The following is a 23,896-nucleotide window of genomic DNA, read 5'->3' on the forward strand; positions in this document are numbered from 1 at the left end:
AATTGTCGAGTCGTTGCGAACGGGTACGGCGCTGCCGTCCGCAGGGCAGTCGGCAGTTGCAGAAATGAGCGAGGGTGCCAGGAGTGCAACTTGGCGCCGCGTCCGGACAGGAGAACCCGGTCCGGGCGGGCGACCCGCGCCGAGGACCCGGCGCGGGCGGTAACGGTCAGATCAAGCCGGCGAATTTGAGCGCCTCGGCGATCTCGCGATCGGCCCCCTCCTGCAGCGGCAGCAGCGGCGAACGCACGGTGGCGTGTTCGAGGATGCCGCGCGCGACCAGGCCATGCTTGAGCGCCACGGTGCCTTCCATGTGCGATCCGCGGTGATAGACGCTCTTGGTCAGCGGCAGCAGGCGATCGTGCAGTTCGCGCGCCCGGGCATAGTCCTTGGCCTTGCCGGCGGCGATCAGCTCGATGAGCAGTTCCGGGGCGATGTTGCCGTAGCCGACCAGGGCGCCATCCACGTCGAACATGGTGTGCAGCAGGTATTCGTCGTGGCAGGTCAGCACCGGTACATTCGGCCGCTCCTTGCGGAACACCGGGATCTCGGTGTCCCAGCGACGCATGTTGCGCACCCCGTTCTTCATGGCGATGACGCCCGGCTGGGCGGCGATGTCGAGCAGCGTCTGCAGGTTGTAGGTGGCCTTGGTGACATCGGGGTACTGGAACAGGATCAGCGGCAGGCCGCTCTCTTCGTGGATGGCCTTGTAGCGATCCTGGGGGGCGCCGTCCTGGTAGCCGAAACGCAGCCAGCCGTGGGACGGATAGACCAGCCCGGCCGAGGCGCCGGCGGCCACCGCCCGCTTGGCTTCCAGGGCCGCTACCTGGGTCCCTTCCCCGGTGATGCCGGCGATGATCGGCAGGCGGTCACCGACCGACTCGCGGAAGCTGCGAATCACCGCGCACTGTTCGTCGGCGGTGAGGAAGGTGCCCTCCCCGGCATGCCCGAGGATCACCAGCCCCTTGACGCCCTCGAAGCCGGCCAGCCAGGAGCCGAGTTTCTGGATGGCGGCATGATCCACTTCGCCGTCGCGGGTGAAGGGAGTGACGGGGGCCGGAACCAAGCCTTTCAGATCGAAGTTTTTCATCTTGTTCTTCCTTTTGCTTGCACAGGGGGTTGTCCGCATTTGGCGTATGCGGGGACGCGGTAAAACGGATCGTTCAGGGCGACAGCTCTTCCAACACCTTGCCCTTGGTCTCGATGGCGAACAGCGCGGCCACCCCGGCAGTGGCCAGCAGCACCCCGGCGAAGGCGGCGAACACCAGGTGCACGCCGTAGCCGCCGATGATGAAACCCACCAGGATCGGGCCAGTGGCCGAGCCCAGGCGCAGCCAGGCACTGCCGACACCGGTACCGATGGCGCGCAGCCGGGTGGGATAGAGTTCGGCCGAATAGAGGTACAGCGAGAAGGTCACGGTCTGCACCGCGGCATAGGCCAGCGCGGCCAGCACCAGCACCTGGGTAGCGGAAGTAGCGCCGAGGGTGGCCAGGGCCAGCAAGGGCACGCAGGCCACCAGCAACGCCAGTACATACCAGCGCTTGCGCCCGACCCGGTCGATACAGAGGGCGCAGATCACCGCGGCGACCACACCCAGGGCCGAGGTCATGAAGCCGTAGGACAGACTGGTGTGCAGCGGCAGCTTGAAGGTCTCGCGATAGAGCGTCGGCAGCCAGGTGATCAGGCCGTTGGCGACCATGTAGGAACCGAACCAGAGCGCCCAGATGACCAGGGTGCGGCGGCAATAGACCCGGCTGAAGAGCTCACGCCAGTTGCTCTGTCCGGACGTGGCCACGGCCTTGACCGGTACCGGCTCCGGCAGGGCTTTGCCACTGGCCAGGACGCTGCGCTCCAGCCGCGCAACGATTTGATCCGCTTCCGCGTAGCGCCCCTTGGACGCCAGCCAACGGGGGGATTCCAGCAACAACAGACGCAGCGGAATCATCAGGATGGCGGGGATCAGGCCGACGACGAACATGGCCTTCCAACCATACAGGGGCACCAGCAGGTAGCCGATCGCCCCGGCCCCGACCAGGCCGAACAGGAACATCACCTCATAGAGCAGGAAGAACCGCCCGCGCTTCCTGGAGCCTATGTATTCGTTGATATAGGCGCTGGCGACCGGCACCTCGCCGCCCGTGCCTATTCCCTGCAGGAAACGGAACAGCATCAGCGAGCCGGCGCTCCAGGCGAACAGGCAGGCCAGATCCATGGCGACGAACAGCAGGATGGTGAAGGTCAGAACCCGCAACCGCCCCACCCGCTCCGCCAGCCAGCCGAAGCACACCGCGCCGATCAACTGCCCCAGGTAACCGAACGCCAGGATCATGCCGATCTGCGCGGGGGTCAGACTCCATTCCTTCACCAGTACCGGCATGGCGTAGGCGATGGCGATCACCGTGTAGCCATCGAAGAAGGTAGCGGCACCTATGACGTTGCGGGTCCAGAACACCCGCCGGGTAATGGGCAGGCGTTCGATGCGCGCACTGATATCCGCCTGCTCGGCGGCGAGGGTTGGAGCGGCGACGGCTGCCGCGGGATGCGTCGTCGCCGCGGACTGCGAATGGGGGCCTAGGGCCGAAGGTTCGGTCAACATGGAGCGTCCTCTTGTTGTTATGTGAAATCTGCTGGAACAGCGGTCGTTGAACCTCTTTCTCGGGGTGTAGCGACCCGCGCCCCTGCCCGAGGCAGGAACGAAGGCGTGAATCCGTAAGGGCGGCGGCCGGCGCTAGAGCGTGAAACCTATGCTGCCGCTGGCCGCCACGGCACCGGCGATCTGGCGGGCCGCCGCACTGGCCATGTCCAGGGCCCGCTCGCGCAGGTCGTCCGCCGAGCAGCGGACCATGGGTGCCGCGATGCTGATGGCGCCAATCGGATAGCGCTCGGTGTCCAGCACCGGCACGGCCAGGATCAGCAGGCCCTCGGTGAACAGCGAAGGCGACAGGGCATAGCCCTGAGCGCGAATGCCGGCGAGCCGTTCGGCGAGGTCGGTCGGCTGTTGCGCTGGCTGCCAGGCGGGTGCGCTATCGCGGTTCTGGGCCTCGATCTTCTGCAACTCGGCGGGTGGCAGGAAGGCCAGCATCGACTGACCAATGGCGGTCTGGGTCGCGGGTACGGTGGTGCCAATGCGGATATCCACCCCCAGACGGGTGATGCCGGCGCGGACCCGCTCGATGTAGAGCACATCGACGCCATTGAGCACGGCGAAACTCGCCGCCTCCTGGGTCTCGCTGACCAGGCCCTTGAGGATGGGTCTGACCAGGCTCCGCAAGTCACGGCGCGCGATGGCGTGGAAACCCAGGTCCAGCACCCGCAGCGTGAGGCTGAAGCGACGACTCTCCGGCAGGCGCGCCACATAGCCCAGGTCGACCAGGGTATTGAGCATGCGGAAGGTGGTGCCCGGGTCCAACTCGGCCGCCTGGGCGATCTGCGACAGGGTCATTTCCTCCTGCTCGCTGGAAAAGGCCTCCAGCACCCGGAAGCCCTTGGCCAGGGACTGCACGGTATTTCTCAGGCGCTTGTCGTCGCCATCGAGGATCGTCTCCGAAGTCTTGGTCGCCATGGTCACCTGCCTGATATTTTTTGTTTTTTCGGATTGCGAAAAATATTTCGTTCTATTAGGATAACACTATCCCTCCCTGCGGCCAGCTATCTTTGGTTATAGATGGCTAGCTTTTAATTACCTCAATTTGCTTACTCACCGCTGCCCTGCCAGCGGTTTTTGCTCCAGGCAAAAAAAACGCCTCCCGAAGGAGGCGTCTCATTGCCGCGTGGCGATCAACGCAGATCGAAGCGATCCAGTTCCATCACCTTGGTCCACACCTTGACGAAGTCCTTGACGAACTTCTCCTGGGAGTCGGCACTGCCGTAGACCTCGCTCAGCGCTCGCAGCTGAGCATGGGAGCCGAACACCAGGTCGACCCGGGTACCGGTCCACTTCACGGCACCGGTCTTGCGATCGCGGCCTTCGAAGGTGGTCTTATCCGGACCGGTGGCCTTCCACTCGGTGCCCATGTCCAGCAGGTTGACGAAGAAGTCGTTGGTCAGGGTCTGCGGCCGCTGGGTGAAGACGCCATGCTTGGCGCCGCCCACGTTGATGTCCAGCACGCGCAGGCCGCCCAGCAGCACCGTCAACTCCGGCGCGGTCAGGTTGAGCAGGTGCGCCTTGTCCACCAGCAGGAACTCGGACTTCACTTTGAACTGACCGCCGACGTAGTTGCGGAAGCCATCGGCCCAGGGCTTCAGGTGCCCGAAGGACTCGACATCGGTCTGCTCCTGGGAGGCGTCCACGCGACCCGGGGTGAAGGGTACGGTGATCGAGTGACCGGCGGCCTGGGCGGCTTTTTCCACGCCGACGCTACCGGCCAGCACGATCAGGTCGGCGATGGACACCTGCTTGCCCTGCCCTTGGAAGTCTCGCTGGATCCCCTCCAGCACGCCCAGCACCTTGGCCAGTTGCGCCGGCTGGTTGACCTCCCAATCCTTCTGCGGCGCCAGGCGCAGGCGACCACCGTTGGCCCCGCCGCGCTTGTCAGAGCCACGGAAGCTGGAGGCGGCGGCCCAGGCGGTGCCGACCAGTTCGGACACGCTCAGGCCGGAGACGGCCAGCTTGTCCTTGAGCACCTTGACCTCGGCGTCGCCCAACGGCGCGCCTTCGGCCTTCGGCAGCGGGTCTTGCCACAGCAGTTCCTCGGCCGGGGTTTCCGGGCCCAGGTAGCGGGCCAGCGGGCCCATGTCCCTGTGGGTCAGCTTGAACCAGGCGCGGGCGAAGGCGTCGGCCAGTTGGTCCGGGTTCTCCAGGAAGCGCCGGGAGATCTTCTCGTAGGCCGGATCGAAGCGCAGCGCCAGGTCCGAGGTGAGCATGGTCGGCTGGTGACGTTTGCTCGGATCATGGGCGTCGGGCACGGCGTTGGCACCGGCGCCGTCCTTCGGCCGCCACTGGTGGGCACCGGCCGGGCTCTTGAACAGCTCCCACTCGAACTTGAACATGTTCTCGAAGTATTCATTGCTCCAGCGGGTCGGCGTGGAGGTCCAGGTCACTTCCAGACCGCTGGTGATGGTGTCGGCGCCCTTGCCGGTGCCATAGCTGTTCTTCCAGCCCAGGCCCTGTTCTTCCAGGTCGGCGGCTTCGGGCTCGGCGCCCACGCTGGTGGCCGGACCAGCACCGTGGGTCTTGCCGAAGGCGTGGCCGCCGGCGATCAGGGCGACGGTTTCTTCGTCGTTCATGGCCATGCGGCCGAAGGTTTCGCGGATGTCGTGGGCCGAGGCCACCGGATCGGGGTTGCCGTTCGGACCTTCCGGGTTCACGTAGATCAAGCCCATCTGCACCGCGGCCAGCGGATTCTCCAGCACGCGGCTGGAACCCAGGTTGCGGCTCTGCTCGACCGGATGCTGCTCGGGCTGCGCGGTCAGCACGCCGTCGCCGGGCTGCTCCATCTGCTTGTGCTCGCCGTAGCGGACATCACCGCCCAGCCAGACGGTTTCCGAACCCCAGAACACCGCATCGTCCGGTTCCCAGACGTCCTGGCGACCGCCGGAGAAACCGAAGGTCTTGAAGCCCATGGATTCCAGGGCGACGTTGCCGGTGAGGACGATGAGGTCGGCCCAGGAGATCTTGCGCCCGTACTTCTGCTTGATCGGCCAGATCAGCCGGCGCGCCTTGTCCAGGCTGACGTTGTCCGGCCAGCTGTTGAGCGGGGCGAAGCGCTGCTGACCCTGACCGGCGCCGCCGCGGCCGTCACCCACGCGATAGGTACCGGCACTGTGCCAGGCCATGCGCACGAACAGCGGACCGTAGTGGCCGAAGTCGGCGGGCCACCAGTCCTGGGAGTCGGTCATCACGGCGCGCAGGTCGGCTTTCACCGCTTCCAGATCAAGGCTTTTGAATTCCTTGGCGTAGTCGAAATCCTCGCCCATCGGATCGGACAGGGACGAGTGCTGGTGCAGGAAGTTGAGATTGAGCTGGTTCGGCCACCAATCCTTGTTGGTGGTACCACCGCCGGCGGCATGATTGAACGGGCACTTGGATTCGGTCGACATCTTCTTGGCTACCTTAGGTCTTGTTCATCCGGTTGGTCAGCCGCGACGGCGCGCGGCGCTCTGGAATCGTGGTTCCGGCTGGAAGGTCTAGCGGACCAGCGGGCGCGGGTACCGGATTCGAGCCGGCACCACGGGGAGCCCCACCACGGGCAAAGCGGACGTTGCGTTCATTGTTATCCCCTCATCACGATGGGTACGCCGACGAAGCGGCGTAATGTCCATACTAGACAGCTTCTCGAAGGCGTGTGATAGAAGGTTTTTCGCTCATCGATAGACTCACTCTGCAGGATGACCGCGCCGTGACAAGGCCCTCCCTCTTCATCCTTTGCGCGATAACGAAGGATCTCGACCGCTTTGCCGAGGTTCGTGCGGCTTGACATCAAGAAGTACCGGGTCGCCCTGGGGAAGCAGGCCCGAGCGAGAGAGCGGCGCTCACATGCGGAAACAGAAAACCGTCGGGTAGCCGGTCGCCCTGCGCCGGGCGACCGGTCGATAGACCTCAGCCAGGCGCGAACAGCAGATTGGGTGCATGGCGCTGGTAGCCCTCTTCCGCCAGGCGCACGTCCAGCGCCAGGCTGGCGAGATCGGCGGAGAGCGGCTCGCTACGCGCGTCATGGTCGCGGTAGAGATGCTTGAGATAGGTCTTGCAGTGGGCGCAGGTCTCGGCGCGCAGGGGCGCCTGCTGGGCATTGGCGTCGTCGGTGCCCAGGGAGTAATAGCCCAGGCCCTTGCCGGTCTCGCAGTGGCTGCATTTGACCCGCACGAAGTGCCACTCACAGGCGCACAGCGAGCAGGTGAGGTATCTCAGGCCATTGGCCTTGCCCAGGTGATGGATGACCCCGGCCATGGGGGGCGACCCGCAGCAGGGGCAGGCCGTCTGGCTGCCCTGTTCGCGCAGGGCAGTGAAGTCGCTGCGCTGCAGCCAGTGGGTCCAGGCCACCTGCAGGGCGGCGCCAAGGAAGGGCACCACGCCGGCCGGCACCAGCTCGTAGCTGCCCGCCAGCAGGGCGATGGCCCAGGCCTTGCGCTGACCGGCATCGGCATGGCGCAAGGCGTCGAGGGCGGCCTGTACGGGCGACTGCTCGATCTGGAGGGCCGCCAGCAGGGCGTCCAGCGCCGGTAGCCAGTCGCCTTCGCGGACCAGGGTGTCGTAGCTCAGCGGCGGCAGGCCATGCTGCAGGCTCTGGGCGCTGCGCGCCTCGTCCAGCGGCAGGGGCGCGAGGCTATCGAAGACCTGCTGCTGGGCCTCGCAGAGGTCGGCCATCAGCAGGAGGTAGTCGCCGAGGGCATTGCCGGCAGCCAACAGGCGCAGGCGGTCGGCGCGATAGCCGAACAGCTCGCCACCGGGCAGCAGGATGAAATCGGGATTGACGGCCGCGGCTTCGATTTCGCCGGGCTCGAGGATCTGGCCCGCCATGGCAGGGCTCCTTAGGAAAACGGTGGAAGATTCAGGATAGCGGGAGGGTTGAGGTGTCGGGTTTCGTAAGTCTGCCCCCTCACCCCAACCCTCTCCCGGAGGGAGAGGGGGCAAAATGCCGCGTACCCCATCCGGTAGGTTGGGTTGAGCGTAGCGAAGCCCAACAGCAAAGGGCTCACTTCTTCTCGCGGGTGACCTTCTCGTACCACAGCGAGTGGTGCTTCTTGGCCCAGGCACGGCTCACCCAGCCGGTCATCATCGCGGTCACCGAACCCTTGATCCAGATCCCGGCATAGATGTGCACGATGATCGACAAGACCAGCACGAAGGCCGCGAAGGCATGAGCCAGAGCGCCCAGGCGGATCACCGGGATAGGGAACAGGTGGGCGAAGTACTGCCGCCAGATGACCACGCCGCTGACCAGCAGGACTAGCATGCAGGCCAAGAGCACCCAGAACAGGATCTTCTGCCCGGGGTTGTACTTGTCGATCGGCGGCAGCTTTTCCTCGCGGTTGTTCAGCACGTCGTTGATCTGCTTGAGCCACTGGGCGTCTTCGCGACCGATCTTGTTGTGCCGCCAGAAGCGGATCACCAGGAAGGCGAAGAAGACGAACATCGCCACGCCCATGAAGGGATGCAGGATGCGCGTCCAGGTGCCGCCACCGAACAGGTTGGACAGCCAGAACAGCGCGGGGTGGAACAGCGCCAGCCCCGACAGCCCGGCCATGAAGAACAGGATCGCCACGATCCAGTGGTTGGTCCGCTCGTTGGCGTTGTAACGCTGGATTTCCGGTTTCATCTGAAGTCTCCCAAGACGCCCCCGGCCTAACCGGGGGCCTCCGGCTCTAGGGCTGCTTGTCGTGCGGATCGAAGATCTGCACGGACGGACTCAGCTGCTTGACCTCGCCCTTGGGCGCATCGCCCGGGGTGGAGGGCGGCGCCTCGACCACCTCGTCGTCGTCATCGGTCCGGTTGGGGCCGACGCGCACGTAGTGGAAGAAGCCGGCCAGCACCGCCGCGCCCATGGCGAACAACGCCAGGGGTTTGGTGATGCCCTTCCACAGGCCCACGCTGGGGCTGATGGTCGGATCCTCGGGCAGATGGTTGTACAGCTGCGGCTGGTCGGCATGGTGCAGCACGTACATGACGTGGGTGCCCCCTACCCCGGCCGGGTCGTAGAGCCCGGCGTTCTCGTAGCCCCGGCTCTTGAGATCGACGATGCGCTCGGCGGCGTGCTCCTTCATGGCGTCCTTGGTGCCGAAGGTGATGGCGCCGGTCGGACAGGTCTTCACGCAGGCCGGTTCCAGGCCGACGCCGACCCGGTCCGAACACAGCGAGCACTTGTAGGCCTTGTTGTCCTTCTTCGAAATCCGCGGGATGTCGAAGGGGCAACCGGCGATGCAGTAGCCGCAGCCGATGCAGAGATCCTGGTTGAAGTCGACGATGCCATTGGCGTACTTGACGATGGCCCCCGGACTCGGACAGGCCTTCAGGCAGCCTGGCTCGGCGCAGTGCATGCAGCCGTCCTTGCGGATCAGCCACTCCAGCTTGCCGGCCTCGTCCTCGTATTCGGTGAACCTCATCAGGGTCCAGGAATCCGCGGTGAGGTCCGCCGGGTTGTCGTAGGTGCCATGGTTGTGGCCCACCTCGTCGCGCAGCTCGTTCCATTCCGAGCAGGCGACCTGGCAGGCCTTGCAGCCGATGCACTTGGACACGTCGATCAGCTTGGCCACTTCCGACTGGGTGCGCACGGACGAGTAGGCCGTGGTGGTCGCGGAGCGGGCATAGATATCTTGGCTTGCCATCACGCTTTCTCCACGTTGACCAGGAAGGACTTGAACTCGGGCGTCTGGGTGTTCCCGTCACCCACGAAGGGGGTCAGGGTGTTGGCCAGATAGCCCATGCGCGCCACGCCGGAGAAACCCCAGTGGATGGGGATGCCGACGTGGTGCACCGTCTCGCCGTTGACCTGCAGCGGCCGAATGCGCTTGGTCACCACCGCCTTGCAGACGATGTGGCCGCGCTTGGAGGTGACGCGTACCAGATCACCGGCGGCGATGCCCTTCTGCTTGGCCAGCACCTCGCCGATCTCGACGAACTGCTCGGGCTGGACGATGGCGTTGAGCCGGCAGTGCTTGCTCCAGTAGTGGAAGTGCTCGGTCAGGCGGTAGGTGGTGGCCGCATAGGGGAAGTCCTTGCGGTCGCCGAAGTCCGCCCAGTCGTCCTTGAGCACCCGTGCCGCCGGACTGTTCAGGGCCTTGCGGTTGTTGGGGTGCAGCGGGTTGACGCCGATGGGGGTCTCGAACGGCTCGTAGTGCTCCGGGAAAGGCCCCTCGGCCAGCTTGTCCAGGGCGAAGAAGCGCGCCACCCCTTCGGGGTTCATGATGAAGGGACTCATGCCGTCGGCCGGCTTGGCGTCGATCTTGTAGTCCGGCACGTCGGTGCCGCCCCACTTCTGCGCCTTGTCGTTCCACCACACCAGCTTCTTGCTCGGGTCCCAGGGCTTGCCCTGGAGGTCCGAGGAGGCGCGGTTGTAGAGGATGCGTCTGTTGTTCGGCCACGACCAGGCCCAGCCCAGGGTCTGCCCCATATGGAACGGGTCGCTGTTGTCGCGCCGCGCCATCTGGTTGCCCTGCTCGGTCCAGGAGCCGCAGAAGATCCAGCAACCCGAGGCGGTGCTGCCATCGTCCATCAACTGGCCGAAGCCGGCGAGTTGCTGACCGGCCTTGGCCGAGACCGCCCCCTTGGCGTCCAGCACGTCGGTGACGGCGTAGCCGTTGAACTCCTTGGCGAGTTCCTCCGGCGAAGGCTCCTCGGGCTTGGCGTAGGGCCAGGACAGCCCCAGGATCGGCTCGGGGAAGGCCCCGCCGTCCTTGGCATAGGCCTCGCGCAGCTTGAGGAACAACTCGGCCATGATGGCGATGTCGCTGCGCCCTTCGCCGGGTGCCTCGGCGCCCTTGAAGTGCCACTGCAGCCAGCGGCTGGAGTTGACCAGGGAGCCGTCTTCCTCGGCGAAGCAGGTGGTGGGCAGGCGGAACACCTCGGTCTGGATCTCGGCGGTGTTCACGTCGTTGTGATCGCCGTGGTTGCGCCAGAACTCGGAGGTCTCGGTGGCCAGCGGGTCCATGATCACCAGCCACTTGAGCTTGGACAGCCCACGCAGCACCTTGGCCTTGTTGGGGAAGGCGGCGATGGGGTTGAAGCCCTGGCAGACGTAGCCGTTGACCTGGCCCTTGCCCATCATGTCGAAGTAGCGCAGCACGTCGTAGCCGGCGCCGGTGACATCGACCTTGGGCAACCAGTGGTAGCACCAGTCGTTGTCCTTGGTGGCCTTGTCGCCGTACCAGGCCTTCATCAGGCTGACGTGGAACTTGCCGTAGTTCTGCCAGTAGCTCATCTGCCCCGGACGCAGCGGCTTGCTGGCGCGCCGGGTGATGAAGGCGTTGTAGTCCTGCTCGCCGTCGCCACCGATGGTCAGGTAGCCGGGCAGCTGGATCGACAGCAGGCCCAGGTCGGTGAGGCCCTGGATGTTGGAGTGACCGCGCAGGGCGTTCATGCCGCCACCCGGCATACCGATGTTGCCCAAGAGCAGTTGCACCATGGCGCCGCAGCGGATGATCTGCGCGCCGATGGAATGCTGGGTCCAGCCCAGGGCGTAGAGGATGGTCATGGTGCGACCGGGCGCCGAGGTCTCGGCGATTTCCGCCCAGACCTTCTGGATCGCCTCGGGAGGCGTGCCACAGGTCTGGCTGGCCACTTCCAGGGTGTAGCGGCTGTAGTGCTGCTTCATCAGCTGGAAGACGCAGCGCGGATCCTGCAGGGTCGGATCGATCTTGACGAAGCCGTCGTCGCCGATCTGATAGCCCCAGTTCACCTTGTCGGTGTAGGTGCGCTTCTCCGCATCGTAGCCGTTGTACAGGCCGTCCTCGAAGGTGAAGCCTTCCTTCACCAGGAAGCCGGCGTCGGTGTAGTTGCGGACGTACTCCTGCTGGATCTTGTCGTTCGTGATCAGGTAATTGATCAGCCCGCCCAGGAAGGCGATGTCGCTGCCGGTACGGATCGGCGCGTAGTAATCCGCCACCGAGGCGGAACGGGTGAAACGCGGATCGACCACGATCAGCCGGGCGTTGTTGTGCGCCTTGGCCTCGGTGACCCATTTGAAGCCGCACGGGTGCGCTTCGGCGGCATTGCCGCCCATGATGAGGACGAGATTGGCGTTCTTGATGTCACTCCAATGGTTCGTCATGGCACCACGGCCAAACGTCGGGGCAAGACCTGCCACCGTCGGGCCGTGTCAGACGCGTGCTTGGTTGTCGAAGGCCAGCAGGCCCAGACTCCGCGCGATCTTGTGCGTCAGATAACCGGTTTCATTGGAGGACGCCGAAGCGGCCAAAAAGCCCGTGGTCAACCAACGATTGACCGTCTGGCCCTTGTCGTTGGTGGCGATGAAGTTGGCATCGCGGTCTTCCTTCATCAGGGTGGCGATGCGCCCGAGCGCCTCGTCCCAGCTGATGCGGGTCCACTCGTTGCTGCCGGGCTTGCGGACTTCGGGGTACTTGAGGCGATTGGGGCTGTGGATGAAATCCAGCAGGCCGGCGCCCTTCGGGCAGAGGGTGCCGCGATTGACCGGGTGGTCGGCGTCGCCCTCGATGTGAATGATGTTCTGGGCCACGTTCTTGGCCCGGTCGCCCATGCTGTACATGATCAGGCCGCAGCCGACCGAGCAGTAGGGACAGGTGTTGCGGGTTTCCACGGTGTGCGCCAGTTTGAAATGGCGCACCTGGTCGGCGAAGGCAGCTGTGGGAGCCATGCCTAGCGCCGCCAGGCTGGATCCCGCAAGGCCGACTCCCGCGACCTTGAAGAATTGCCGACGGTTCATATCCACGGTTCTTATCCTCGTTTCAGGCTGGGCCCGGTACTTAGCCGGACCCTGAGGAAAGAGTAACCGAATCGTTTGGCTTATCTAGCGCTTCGCTGTGCTCGCCGATCAATGGAAGTAGCCCTTCCGTCCGCTCGTCCAAGACCTAGGCCTGGACCGGGGCCGCCGTAGCTTGACGACGAGGCCCTTGCGCCCTGTACCGGGAGGCGGGAATTCGCCAGACCATTAGCAGCAAGAGCGCAGGCGGCACCCTTGCAATGGCCTGCACGCCGTCCGGCCGGTTCGGCAGCAGCGGCAAGTCATGCTAAGCTCGCTGACTCTCCCAGCGATGTTCCGGACCCCTCTTGTCATGTCCAGTCGCCTGCTGACGCCGCCATAGCTGAGTCGCACCCTCTCGCCACCCGGTGACCGCTCCCGTCGCGGACCACCGGCGCTCGCTCGTCCTGCCGTTTGCTCATGTTTTCCGACCGCGCCTTGCCGCGCTGTCGCCTGTCTTGGATACGCCATGAAAAACGTTTCGCCCCGCGCCGACATCCTGGCCGGCCTCACCACGTCCTTCGCCCTGGTGCCCGAGTGCATCGCCTTCGCCCTGGTCGCCCATCTCAATCCGCTGATGGGGCTCTATGGCGCCTTCTTCATCTGTACCCTCACCGCTCTCTTCGGTGGCCGCCCGGGCATGATCTCCGGCGCCGCCGGCTCCATGGCGGTGGTGATCGTCGCCCTGGTGGTGCAGCACGGCGTGCAGTACCTGCTGGCCACGGTGGTACTCGGCGGACTGTTGATGATCGCCTTCGGCCTGCTGCGCCTGGGCAAGTTGATCCGCATGGTGCCGCACCCGGTGATGCTCGGTTTCGTCAACGGCCTGGCCATCGTCATCGCCCTGGCCCAGCTGGAACATTTCAAACAGGGCGAGGCCTGGCTCAGCGGCACGCCGCTGTACCTGATGCTCGGCCTGACCCTGGCCACCATGCTCATCATCTGGCTCTTGCCGCGACTGACCCGCGCCGTGCCGCCAGCCCTGGCCGCCATCCTCGGCGTGGGCCTGGCGGTCTACTGCCTCGACCTGCCGACCCGCACCCTGGGCGACATGGCCCATATCGCCGGCGGCCTGCCGCAGCTGGCGCTGCCCGACATTCCCTGGAACCTCGACACCCTGCAGATCATCCTGCCCTATGCGGTGCTGATGGCCCTGGTCGGCCTGCTGGAAACCCTGCTGACGTTGAATCTCACCGACGAGATCACCGAGAGCCGCGGCTATCCCAACCGCGAATGCGTGGCCCTCGGCGCGGCCAATCTGGCTTCGGGACTGTTCGGCGGCATGGGCGGCTGCGCCATGATCGGCCAGACCATGATCAACCTGAGCTCGGGTGGACGCGGGCGGCTGTCCGGCCTGGTCGCCGGGGTGCTGATGCTGCTCTTCGTGCTGTTTCTCTCGCCGCTGATCGAACGCATCCCGCTGGCGGCGCTGGTGGGCACCATGTTCGTGGTCGCCCAGCAGACCTTCGCCTGGGCCTCGCTGCGGGTGCTGCACCGGGTACCGCGCAGCGACATGCTGATGATCGTTGCGGTCACCGTCATCACCGTGTTCGCCGACCTCGCCACCGCCGTGCTCTGCGGCATTGTCCTGGCGGCGCTCAACTTCGCCTGGCAGCACGCCCGCCGGCTCTATGCCGACAGCCACCTGGACGCCGATGGCAGCAAGAGATACCAGGTGCACGGCACCCTGTTCTTCGCCTCCACCGCCACCTTCCTCAACCAGTTCGATCCCGCTGGCGACCCCGCCAGGGTGGTGGTGGACTGCAGCCATCTGAGTTTCGTCGACTACTCCGCCGTGGCGGCGCTACGCACCCTGCACGAGCGCTACGCAAAGGCCGGCAAGCGGGTATGGGTGCTGCACCTGTCCACTCGTTGCAAGCAGCTCTTGCGCCGGGGCGGTATGGCAGACGACCTCGCCCTCAGCGATTGAACCCAGGGCGTCGCCGCTGGGTCTGTCGCAGCAACACCTTGTTCTCGGAGACCCGCGGCCATGTCCAAGATCCTCGCCTGCCTCGACGGCTCGGCCGTCAGCGCCGCCGTCTGCGACTTCGCCGCCTGGGCCGGGACCGCCCTGGATGCCCCGCTGACCCTGCTGCACGTGCTGGACCAGCGGCGCTTTCCCCGCCCCGGTCACGGTACCCCGCCGCCCCTGCTGGTCAATCGTGAACACCTGCTCACCGAGCTGGCGGCGCTGGACGCCCGCCGTGGCAGCCTCGCGGAAGACCAGGGCCGGCTGCTGCTGGATGCGGCGCAATTGCGGGTCGAGGAACAGCAGGCCCGTTGCGCCGGCGCCGTGCTGCAACATGGCGACCTGATGGACTCCCTGGAAAGCCTGCAGGAGGATTTCGATCTCATCGTGCTGGGGCGTCAGGGCGAGGACAGCCCACCCAAGCGGCTGATCGGTCGCCACCTGGAAAGCGCCATCCGCCTCCTGCACCGCCCCCTGCTGGTGGCCGGCCACACCTTCGTCAAACCCCAGGGCGTGCTATTGGCCTATGACGACAGCAGCAGCGCGCGCAAGGCGGTGACCTGGGCGGCCAACTGCCGGCTGTTCGATGGCCTGGCCTGCCACCTGGTGACCGTCGGCCGCGACCGCGAAGAGCGTCGTGCTGCCCTTGCCCGCGCCGCCGACGAACTCCGCGCCGGCGGTCGCCAGGTCATCACCGCCCTCACCGACGGCGACGTGGAACTGGGTCTGGAACGCTATCGCAAGCAGCATGGCCTGGAACTGGTGGTGATGGGCGCCTTCGGCCATTCCCGGCTGCGTCACTTCTTCATGGGCAGCAATACCCGCAACATGCTGGAAACGGCCGGCAGTGCGCTGATCGTGGTGCGCTAGGCTCTGTACGAAAATTCGCCGAGCGAAGGTCAGGCGAGGCCTAGGCGGCCCCGCGAAAAAGGCTGAGGAAGCGGACCGGGCTCGCGAACGAGTTTACGAGCGGTAAATGAGCATTGCGACCGGGCTGGCGATCCAGGCCTTTTTCAACGAAGCATCACCGAGCGCAGGCATTTTTCGTACAGAGCCTAGGGTCTTCGTCCTGCCTGTACCACGGCGACCCCCAGCAAGATCACCCCGGCAGCCGCCACCTCGCGCAGGCCGACGGCTTCACCGTTGGCCCAGCCGATCGCCAGGGCGACGGTGGGCGTCAGATAGGTCGCGGCCGCCGAGGCCACTGCGCCCAGGCGTTCGAGCAGGGCGTAATAGAGCAGGAAGGCCATTCCAGTACCCAGCACGCCCAGCCCGATCGTCACCCCCACCAAGGCCCACGGATGCTGCCACAGGGCAGCCAGGCCGGAGGTATCGGTGACCAGCAGCAGCGCCAGCAAGGCCAGGCCCATCTGCCAGGTCACCAGCGCCAAGGGCGGCAGGCCATGGGGTGCGAGATACCGGCTGACGTAGACATAGGAGCAGCCGAACAAGGCAGCGGCTCCCAGCATCCAGAGCACGCCCTGGCCATCCAGTGCCAAGCCTGCGGCCTGCCAAGGTGCGATCAGCAACACCACGCCGAGAAAGCCCAGCAACACGCCCGCGACCATAGCCGCATTGGGCCACTCGGCGCGCAGCAACGCCAGGCTGGCCAGGGTGGTGAAAAGGGCGATGGTACCGCCCAAGACCCCGGCGACGGCCGAGGGCAACAGCGCGGTGCCCTTGGCGATGGCGAAGTAGTAGAAGGCCGTGGCCAGCAGCGCCATGACCAGGAAGTGCGGTAGCAGGCGCCACTGATCAAGGCGCAGCACGCCTCGCTGCCAGGCCACCACGGCCAGGGGGACGAAGCCACAGCCGACCCGCAGCAGCGTCATCTGGGCCGGCGAAATGAAATCGGCAGCCAGCTTCATGTAGATGAAGTTCGAGCCCCAGCACACACCGAGCGCGCCGAACATCAGGGTAGTAAGCCACATTTTTCCCTCCTGGCAGCTTGAGTCCAATCCTGCAATAGAGGCTTCTATGTAGCGGGTTTCGGTGAATTCCTGGCACGCTATCGGCTGTATTCAGCCAGTAGCCAAACTAGGGTCAGGAACCATGGCAGCCAACCCACGCCTACCGCCGTTGAAAGCGCTGCAAGCCTTCGAAGCCACCGGCCGCCGGGCCAGCTTCCAGGCGGCGGCCGTGGAGCTGTGCGTCACCCAGGCGGCGGTCGCCCAACAGGTGCGCCAACTGGAGGAACGCCTGGGTTTCCCCCTGTTCCTGCGCCAACGCCGCGGCGTGCAATTGACCGACCGTGGCCGCGCCTATTTTCTCGAGGTACAGCGCGCCTTCGACGTGCTGCGCGAAGCCACCGACGCCCTGCTCAGGCGCAAGCGAATCGTCACCGTCAGCGTGACGCCCAGCTTCGCCGCCAAATGCCTGATTCCCGCGCTGCCCGCCTTCGCCAGCGCCCATCCAACTATCGATCTACGGGTGCTGGCCAGCGATGTCCTGGCCGACTTCGCCCGGGATGGCGTCGATCTGGCCGTGCGTCTCATCCGCCGTCCCACCCTGCGCGGGGTGACGGCGGAATTCCTCTTCGCCGAACTGGTGGTCGTGGCCAGTCCCGCCCTGATCGGCGCCGAGCCGCTACCCCTGAGCGGCGCGGCGCTCGCCCGCTATCCGCTGCTCAACGATGGCCAGGCCGACTGGTCGGCGGTATTGGAAGGCGAACCGGTGCATCAGGAGCTGCACATGAACCAGGCCGCCCTGGCCATCGATGCGGCGCTGGCGGGCCAAGGACTAGCCATGGTCAATCGGCGCTTCGTGCACAAGGCCCTGGCGACCGGCCGCCTGCTCCAGGTGACGGCTGAGCCGGTACAGACCGAGTTGGGCTATTACCTGGTGATGCCCAGCCGTAGCCGCCAGGACCCGGCCCTGGTGGCAGTCAGCGATTGGCTGAAGACGCTGGCGAAGGAAGAGGCCGAATTCTAGAAATCCACCCGCCCGCGACTGGCCTTCAGCCCGCTGCGACGGGACTTGCCTTCCAGGCGGCGCTGCTTGGAACCGTAGGTCGGCTTGGTGGGGCGCCGGGGCTTTTCCGGGACGTTGGCCGCGGCGATCAGCGCGGCCAGGCGCTCCAGGGCGTCGGCGCGATTCTGCTCCTGGGTGCGGTATTGCTGCGCCTTGATCACCACCACGCCGTCACGGCTGATGCGCTGGTCGCGCAGCGCCAGCAGGCGCTCCTTGAGCGCCTCCGGCAGCGAGGACGCAGTGATGTCAAAGCGCAGATGGACGGCGCTGGAGACCTTGTTGACGTTCTGCCCACCGGCGCCCTGGGCGCGCACCGCAGTGAGCTGGATCTCCTGCTCGGGCAGCGTCAGGCGTTCGTCGATGACCAGAGTCACGCCGGTTGCGCGCCGCGGGTCAGCCAGGCGTCCAGCAGTGGCTCCAGCTCGTCCAGCGGTTGGTAGCCATTGGTGATCAGCGCCAGCTGGCCATTACGCTCGGCCAGCAGGGTCGGGAACCCAGCGATGCCCAGATTCAGCGCCCAGGCGAAGTCCGCCTGGGTGGCCTGGTGCGCCGGTTCGCCATCGAACAGCGGGGCGAATTCGATGCGCGGCAGGCCGCTGGCCTCGGCCAGCTCCACCAGCAGCGCCGGTTGAGTGACATCGCGCGCCTCGACATAGAAGGCCTGCTGGATACGCTTGGCCAGCCCCCAGACCGCATCTTCGTCGAGTTGGCGCGCGGCGACCAGGGCACGACAGGCCGGCTCGGTGTCGTACACCAGGCCTTCCGGCGGCCCCACATCCAGGGCGAAGGGTTGGCCGGTGGTCTCCTGTACCGCCTGCCAATAGGCCAGGGTACGCACCCGGCTGGCGGTGTCCTGGGCTACCCGCTCGCGGCGCAGGCCACCAACCACCAGGCGCAGGGGAATGCCATGGGCGGCCGCCCGCTCGGCCAGGCGATCCACCACCGGGGCGAAGCCCCAGCACCAGGAGCACATGGGGTCCATCACATAGAGCAGGCGACCGGGCATCCTAGACCTCCTCGGGGTGGGGTGTAGCATTCAGCCGCGGATCGCGGCCGATGGGATGGGGCTCGTTGCGCAGCCGGGCGAGCTCGATCTGCTTCTGCCGCTCACGCGCCCCGGCACGGGTCTTCTCCGACAGCGAATCCCAGCAGTGCGGGCAACTGATACCGGGGCTGTAGTGCGGTGATTGCATGTCCTGCGGCGAGACCGGATTGCGGCAGGCGTGGCACTGGTCATAGGCGCCTTCGGCCAGTTCATGGGTCACGGTCACGCGATTGTCGAAGACGAAGCACTCGCCTTCCCAACGCGACTCGGCCGCCGGCACCTCTTCCAGGTATTTGAGAATGCCACCCTTGAGATGGAACACCTCGGGGAAGCCCTCCTGCAGCATGAAGCTGGAGGCCTTCTCGCAGCGGATGCCGCCGGTGCAGAACATGGCGACCTTCTTATGCCGGGCTGGATCGAAATGCTCACGAATGTAGGCGGGAAAATCCCGGAAGCTCTTGGTCTTGGGATCGATGGCGCCCTTGAAGCTGCCGATGCCCACCTCGTAATCGTTGCGGGTATCGATCACCAGCACCTCGGGGTCGTCCACCAGGGCATTCCAGTCCTGCGGCTCGACGTAGGTGCCGACGCGCTGGTTGGGATCGACGCCCGGCACGCCCAGGGTGACGATCTCCTTCTTCAGCTTCACCTTGGTGCGGTAGAACGGCTGCTCGGCGCAGTAGGATTCCTTGTGGTCGATATCGACCAGGCGCGGATCGGCGCGCAACCAGGCGAGTACGGCATCGATGCCTGCACGGCTGCCGGAGACGGTGCCATTGATGCCTTCCTCGGCCAGCAGCAGGGTGCCCTTGACGTCGTGCGCCAGCAGGGTCTGCAACAGGGGTTCACGTAATTGGACGTAGTCGTCCAGGGTGACGAACTTGTACAAGGCCGCCACGACGATATTGTCGGTCATCTTCGATTTCCCAGAGGTCACCCGCGCAAAGGGCGGACCGGTTAGACGAAAACGCCGGTAAGAGTCTGTTCAAAGGCTCGCGAGCTAGAGACAAACAAGGCGAAAGGGGCGGAGGGAGCGCAGTTTACACAGCGTAAATGAGCATCCCGACGCCCTTTTCAACGCCGTTTGGCCGACGCGCAGCAGACTTTGGACGGGCTCTTGGAGCCGGCGCCGGTCAAATTTTAACCAAATGGCTGGGCGCCGAACAATGGCGCCTTGAGATCAGCCCGCCAGGTCGTGCTTGCTGCCGCCGCGGCAGGTGGGCGAATCCGGCGCCTGGCCCTGGCTGGCCCACTCCTCCGGCGTATAGGTGTGCAGTGCCAGCGCATGGAACTGGCCCATGAGTTCGCCGAGGGTGCCGTAGACCTTCTGGTGGCGCTTCACCGCGTTGAGTCCGGCGAAGTGTTCGCTGACCACCACCGCCTTGTAATGGGTCTCCTGGCCGCGGCTGTGCATGTGGCTTTCGTCCAGCACCTCCAGGTGCTCGGGTTGCAACAGGCCCAGGCTGGACTGGATACGTTCGCGCATGCTCATGGGGATACCTCGACTGTAAGAGCCGTCATTCTAACGAGCGCGGCCCCCGGCCGGAATCGCCGCCGTCGCCCGGAAACGACGAAGCCCGGAACAGGTCCGGGCTTCGCGTGGAGCAGAGGCTTAGCGCTTGGCGGGAGCCTCGCCAGCCGGCGGCTTGACGCCCAGCTGCTTGTCCATCTCGGCGAGGATGGCGTTGACCTTGGGCACCGCCTGCTCCAGCTTGGCCTGGGTCAGCTCGGCGGACTGGGCCGACAGGCGCGGCAGGTTGGCCAGCATCTTCTTGCCCAGATCCGACTGGTAGAACTTGATCAGGCTTTCCAGCTCGTCCTCGGTGAAGGTGTCGGTGTAGAGCTTGACCAGGTCCGGCTTGATCTTGTCCCAGCCGATGGTGCTGTCCAGCGCCTGGTTGGCGCGGGCCGTGTAGCTCTCCAGTACGGCCTTCTTGCCGGGCTCCTTGGCCTGGGCGAAGTGCTGGGCAAAGAGTTGCTGCACCTGGCCATAGACCGGGGCCGTCAACTTGTCGGCATTGGCCAACTGCAGGAAGCGCTCCGCGTCGGCCGCGTGGCTCTTGGCATCGGCCAGGGCGAAGCTGCTGGCGCTGGCGAGCAGGACTACAGCGCCGAGCGTACGGAGGGTCTTCTTCATGGGCGTCCTTCAGGATGCTGAAAATGGACCGCGAGTGTGCCATAGAGCGGCTGAACCTGGCCTGAATTTATCGAGGACGCACCAACAAATGAGAAAACTTCCTATTTGGGAACCCTGGCGCTAACCTGCTGCCCAAGGTAGCTTGACCCACACCTCATACATGGAGACCGCCATGAGCCGTACCGAAACCGATAGCATCGGCCCCATCGAAGTGGCCGACGACGTCTACTGGGGCGCCCAGACCCAAAGATCGCTGGAGAACTTCGCCATCGGCAACCAGCAGATGCCGCTGGCGGTGGTGCATGCCCTGGCCACGGTGAAGAAGGCGGCCGCGCGGGTCAATCTACGTCTCGGCGAATTGCCGGAGGATGTCGCCACCCTAATCGAGAAGGCCAGCAGCGAGATCCTCGACGGTTTCCATGACGACCAGTTTCCCCTGGTGGTCTGGCAGACCGGCAGCGGCACCCAGAGCAACATGAACGTCAACGAAGTCATCGCCGGGCGCAGCAACGAGTTGGCCGGCGCCGGGATGGGCGGCAAGAAGCCGGTCCACCCCAACGACCACGTCAATCGTGGCCAGAGCTCCAACGACTGCTTCCCCACCGCCATGCACATCGCCACCGCCTTGGCGGTACAGAACGATCTGCTCCCCGCCATCGCCGAACTGTCCGGTGGCCTGGCGCTGCAGTCGGCGCGCTACCAGCACCTGGTCAAGACCGGCCGCACCCACATGATGGATGCCACCCCGGTGACCTTCGGCCAGGAGCTGTCGGCCTTCGTCGCCCAGCTCGACCTCGCCGAACGCGCCATTCGCAATGCCCTGCCGGCAGTCCTGGAACTGGCTCAGGGTGGTACCGCCGTGGGCACCGGCCTCAATGCGCCCAAGGGCTTCGACGAAGCCATTGCCAAGGAAATCGCCGAACTCACCGGCCTACCTTTCGTCACCGCGCCGAACAAGTTCGCCGCCCTCGCCGGCCATGAGCCGCTGGTGGCCCTGCACGGCGGTCTCAAGACCCTGGCGGTGGCGCTGATGAAGATCGCCAACGACCTACGCCTGCTGGGTTCCGGTCCGCGTGCGGGCTTCGCCGAGGTCAAGCTGCCGGCCAACGAACCGGGCAGCTCCATCATGCCGGGCAAGGTCAATCCGACCCAGTGCGAGGCGCTGTCGATGCTGGCTTGCCAGGTGATCGGCAACGACGTCACCGTCGGCTTCGCCGCCAGCCAAGGCCATCTGCAACTCAACGTCTACAAGCCGGTGATCGCCCATAACGTGCTCGAATCCATCCGTCTGCTGGCCGATGGCTGCCGCAACTTCAACACCCATTGCGTCACCGGCATGGAGCCGGACGAGCACAAGATGGCCGAGCACCTGGAACAGGGGCTGATGCTGGTGACCGCGCTCAATCCGCACATCGGCTACGACAAGGCCGCCGAGATCGCTAAGAAGGCCTATGCCGAGAACAAGACCCTGCGCGCCGCCGCGCTGGAACTCGGTTACCTGACCGATGCCCAGTTCGACGAGTGGGTACGGCCGGAAACCATGCTGGAAGCCGGTGGCCGTGGCTGAAGCCCGCGGCGCCACGCCGCTGGAAGGGGATGGCCGGCGCCTGCTGGTCATCCAGGGCAATCCCAAGCGCACCAGCTTCTGCCAGTCGCTGGCCGACGCCTATGTCCAGGGCGCCCAGGCCAGCGGCCAGGTGGTGCGTCAGCTCAAGCTGGCCGAGGCCCAGTTCGACCCGGTGCTGCGCGAGGGCTATGACCTCTCGCAGACGCTGGAGCCCGATCTGTTGGAAGCCCAGCGGCAGATCCACTGGGCCGAGCATCTGGTGTTCGTCTACCCGGTGTGGTGGAACGGCCTGCCCGCCCTGCTAGCGGGCTTTCTCGAACGCGTCCTGCAACCGGGCTTCGCCTTCGCCCAGCGCGACCAGACCTGGGGCGGCGAGCCCCTGCTGACCGGGCGCAGCGCCGAATTGCTGGTCACCTCCGATACCCCACCCTCCCCCTGGCAACGCCTGCGCAACCAGGCACCCCACCGCCAGGGCATCCAGGAAGGCCTCGAAGCCTGCGGCATCCAGGTGCTGCAGGTGCACGAATACTCGCCGGTACGGGCGGCCGACGAGGAGCAGCGCTTGCGCTGGTTGCAAGAGGTGGAACGGTTGGGGCGGGGCGAGTAGGTCTGTCGCCAGGATTTATCGATGCTATCGCGGCCATGGGCCGCTCCTACAGGTACAGGCAAGACTGTAGGAGCGGCCCATGGCCGCGATATAACCGTTGTGTGTGAATATCCCGACATAACCAAAGCGCTTTTTATTCTTTCTCGTACGGATCATCCGCCGTCACTATCGGCTCTCCCCTTTCGTCCGCGGAGATTCCGCCATGACCCGCTATCTCATCCTTCCCGGCTGGCAAGGTTCTGGCCCCGATCATTGGCAAAGCCATTGGCAGCGCCGTCTGCCGGATGCCCGTCGCGTCGAGCAGGACGATTGGCAACGTCCCGACCCGCAGCGCTGGGTGGCCGCCCTCGACCAGGCCATCGCCCAGGCCACCACTCCTGTGGTGCTGATCGCCCATAGCCTGGGCTGCGTGACGGTAGCGCACTGGGCGGCCAGCGCCACGGTGGCGCGGCGGCAACGGGTGCTGGCCGCGCTGCTGGTGGCGCCGGCCGATGTGGAGCGCCCCGGCTGCCCGGCGGAACTGGTGGGGTTCGCCCCGCTGCCCCGGCATCCGCTGCCCTTCCCCTCACGGGTGGTGACCTCGGACAACGACCACGCCATCAGCTTGCCGCGGGCCGAAGCCCTGGCGCAGGACTGGGGCAGCGAGTTGGACATCCTGCCAGGTGCCGGGCACATCAATACCCGTTCCGGCCATCGGCAATGGGAAGATGGCCTGGTCTATCTGGCCAAGCTGGGTTCGCCCCAGGGATTGCGCGTCGCCTGAGCACGCTTGCGCTGTCAGAAGCGTATCACCGACTGGGTTTGGCCGACGCTGAGCTAACCGATAATCTACAAAACCAGAGCAATTTTACTGCTAATCTAACCTACGATGTGCAACTGACCTCGCCGGTTGCTAGAGCGAAGCTCCAGGCGACGCCAGCCAAGACGCTCTTACTCAGGGTCGATTCAGCCCCTGCACGACCGTTTGCTCAGCCGCCTACCAACGCCTAGCCGGGGTCATGCTCGAACTCGTGCTTCAGCCATGGTGAACACTGCAACTCGCCACGCTTCTTGGCTAGCAATACCGTCCGCAGCGCCACCACCAACGCAAGTGCCTATAGGACTATCGGTAAATAGGCTTTTTTTGCCGCATGACTATCCTTTGCCGTCAAATCCAGCTATTAAATACCTTTGGATCACAAATCCTTACCACTACCTCACCAACAGATTCCCGTATAAAAGTCAGCAGCTAC

At 65.4% G+C, this 23,896-nt stretch carries 20 protein-coding genes; 6 read left to right on the forward strand and 14 right to left on the reverse strand.

From position 1 onward, the window contains the following. Nucleotides 1–166: 166 nt before the first annotated feature. From CCZ28_RS10285 to fdnG, 8 genes are all read right to left on the reverse strand, one after another. A complete protein-coding gene (locus tag CCZ28_RS10285; protein WP_140217776.1) occupies nt 167–1,087 on the reverse strand; it encodes a dihydrodipicolinate synthase family protein in 921 nt (306 codons plus the stop codon). Nucleotides 1,088–1,160: 73 nt separating this feature from the next. Beyond that, nucleotides 1,161–2,594, reverse strand: a complete 1,434-nt coding sequence (locus tag CCZ28_RS10290) for an MFS transporter (RefSeq protein ID WP_140217778.1) — start codon at nt 2,592–2,594, stop codon at nt 1,161–1,163. A 132-nt stretch (nt 2,595–2,726) separates the two neighbouring features. Beyond that, entirely contained in the window at nt 2,727–3,560 is an 834-nt protein-coding gene (locus tag CCZ28_RS10295) for an IclR family transcriptional regulator (RefSeq protein WP_140217780.1), read from the reverse strand. Between the two features lie 215 nt (nt 3,561–3,775). Next, nucleotides 3,776–6,037: a catalase/peroxidase HPI gene (gene katG / locus CCZ28_RS10300; protein ID WP_140217782.1), complete on the reverse strand. Its 2,262-nt coding sequence runs from the start codon at nt 6,035–6,037 to the stop codon at nt 3,776–3,778. A 499-nt stretch (nt 6,038–6,536) separates the two neighbouring features. Then, the gene (gene fdhE / locus CCZ28_RS10305; RefSeq protein WP_140217784.1) at nt 6,537–7,454 is read right to left on the reverse strand and encodes a formate dehydrogenase accessory protein FdhE; all 918 of its coding nucleotides are present in this window, start codon (nt 7,452–7,454) and stop codon (nt 6,537–6,539) included. Between the two features lie 175 nt (nt 7,455–7,629). Continuing rightward, complete coding sequence (locus tag CCZ28_RS10310; protein ID WP_058766656.1) at nt 7,630–8,253, reverse strand: formate dehydrogenase subunit gamma; 624 nt, start codon at nt 8,251–8,253, stop codon at nt 7,630–7,632. A gap of 46 nt (nt 8,254–8,299) precedes the next feature. After that, nucleotides 8,300–9,259, reverse strand: coding sequence for a formate dehydrogenase subunit beta (gene fdxH / locus CCZ28_RS10315; protein WP_140217786.1), 960 nt, complete (start codon nt 9,257–9,259; stop codon nt 8,300–8,302). After that, nucleotides 9,259–12,339 carry a formate dehydrogenase-N subunit alpha gene (gene fdnG, locus CCZ28_RS10320; protein ID WP_140217788.1) on the reverse strand — a complete coding sequence of 1,027 codons (3,081 nt, stop codon included), beginning with the start codon at nt 12,337–12,339 and terminating at the stop codon, nt 9,259–9,261. Before fdnG ends, fdxH begins: the two co-directional genes overlap by 1 nt. A 499-nt stretch (nt 12,340–12,838) precedes the next feature. Here fdnG and CCZ28_RS10325 point away from each other — a divergent pair, with 499 nt between their 5' ends. Further along, nucleotides 12,839–14,299 (forward strand): SulP family inorganic anion transporter, encoded by a 1,461-nt coding sequence (locus tag CCZ28_RS10325; protein WP_140217790.1) that lies wholly within the window; start codon nt 12,839–12,841, stop codon nt 14,297–14,299. A gap of 60 nt (nt 14,300–14,359) precedes the next feature. After that, a complete protein-coding gene (locus CCZ28_RS10330; RefSeq protein ID WP_140217792.1) occupies nt 14,360–15,208 on the forward strand; it encodes a universal stress protein in 849 nt (282 codons plus the stop codon). A 185-nt stretch (nt 15,209–15,393) separates the two neighbouring features. Here CCZ28_RS10330 and CCZ28_RS10335 read toward each other — a convergent pair whose 3' ends face one another. Then, a complete protein-coding gene (locus CCZ28_RS10335; RefSeq protein ID WP_140217794.1) occupies nt 15,394–16,269 on the reverse strand; it encodes a DMT family transporter in 876 nt (291 codons plus the stop codon). 121 nt (nt 16,270–16,390) lie between these two features. On the opposite strand from CCZ28_RS10335, the gene CCZ28_RS10340 reads away from it, so the two are divergent. Continuing rightward, entirely contained in the window at nt 16,391–17,269 is an 879-nt protein-coding gene (locus CCZ28_RS10340; RefSeq protein ID WP_140217796.1) for a LysR substrate-binding domain-containing protein, read from the forward strand. Here CCZ28_RS10340 and arfB read toward each other — a convergent pair. From arfB to CCZ28_RS10365, 5 genes are all read right to left on the reverse strand, one after another. Next, entirely contained in the window at nt 17,266–17,676 is a 411-nt protein-coding gene (arfB, locus tag CCZ28_RS10345; RefSeq protein WP_140221321.1) for an alternative ribosome rescue aminoacyl-tRNA hydrolase ArfB, read from the reverse strand. The genes CCZ28_RS10340 and arfB overlap by 4 nt on opposite strands. Nucleotides 17,677–17,678: 2 nt before the next feature. Continuing rightward, nucleotides 17,679–18,314, reverse strand: a complete 636-nt coding sequence (locus CCZ28_RS10350) for a DsbA family protein (protein WP_140217798.1) — start codon at nt 18,312–18,314, stop codon at nt 17,679–17,681. A gap of 1 nt (nt 18,315) precedes the next feature. After that, nucleotides 18,316–19,269, reverse strand: coding sequence for an oxygen-dependent tRNA uridine(34) hydroxylase TrhO (trhO, locus tag CCZ28_RS10355; RefSeq protein WP_140217800.1), 954 nt, complete (start codon nt 19,267–19,269; stop codon nt 18,316–18,318). Between the two features lie 264 nt (nt 19,270–19,533). Beyond that, a complete protein-coding gene (locus tag CCZ28_RS10360) occupies nt 19,534–19,845 on the reverse strand; it encodes a BolA family protein (RefSeq protein WP_058759932.1) in 312 nt (103 codons plus the stop codon). Nucleotides 19,846–19,965: 120 nt separating this feature from the next. Then, a complete protein-coding gene (locus CCZ28_RS10365; RefSeq protein ID WP_140217802.1) occupies nt 19,966–20,490 on the reverse strand; it encodes a DUF2059 domain-containing protein in 525 nt (174 codons plus the stop codon). 172 nt (nt 20,491–20,662) lie between these two features. Between CCZ28_RS10365 and CCZ28_RS10370 the strand changes: the two genes are divergently transcribed. The 3 genes from CCZ28_RS10370 to CCZ28_RS10380 all read left to right on the forward strand — a co-directional run bounded on the left by CCZ28_RS10370 (nt 20,663) and on the right by CCZ28_RS10380 (nt 23,427). Continuing rightward, nucleotides 20,663–22,057, forward strand: a complete 1,395-nt coding sequence (locus CCZ28_RS10370) for a class II fumarate hydratase (protein WP_140217804.1) — start codon at nt 20,663–20,665, stop codon at nt 22,055–22,057. Continuing rightward, nucleotides 22,044–22,664 carry an NAD(P)H-dependent oxidoreductase gene (locus CCZ28_RS10375; RefSeq protein WP_140217806.1) on the forward strand — a complete coding sequence of 207 codons (621 nt, stop codon included), beginning with the start codon at nt 22,044–22,046 and terminating at the stop codon, nt 22,662–22,664. Before CCZ28_RS10370 ends, CCZ28_RS10375 begins: the two co-directional genes overlap by 14 nt. Before the next feature lie 202 nt (nt 22,665–22,866). Then, nucleotides 22,867–23,427 carry an RBBP9/YdeN family alpha/beta hydrolase gene (locus CCZ28_RS10380; RefSeq protein WP_140217808.1) on the forward strand — a complete coding sequence of 187 codons (561 nt, stop codon included), beginning with the start codon at nt 22,867–22,869 and terminating at the stop codon, nt 23,425–23,427. The last annotated feature ends 469 nt before the right edge of the window (nt 23,428–23,896 follow it).

Origin of the sequence: Pseudomonas oryzihabitans (assembly GCF_006384975.1) — a bacterium.
GTDB lineage: Bacteria > Pseudomonadota > Gammaproteobacteria > Pseudomonadales > Pseudomonadaceae > Chryseomonas > Chryseomonas psychrotolerans_B.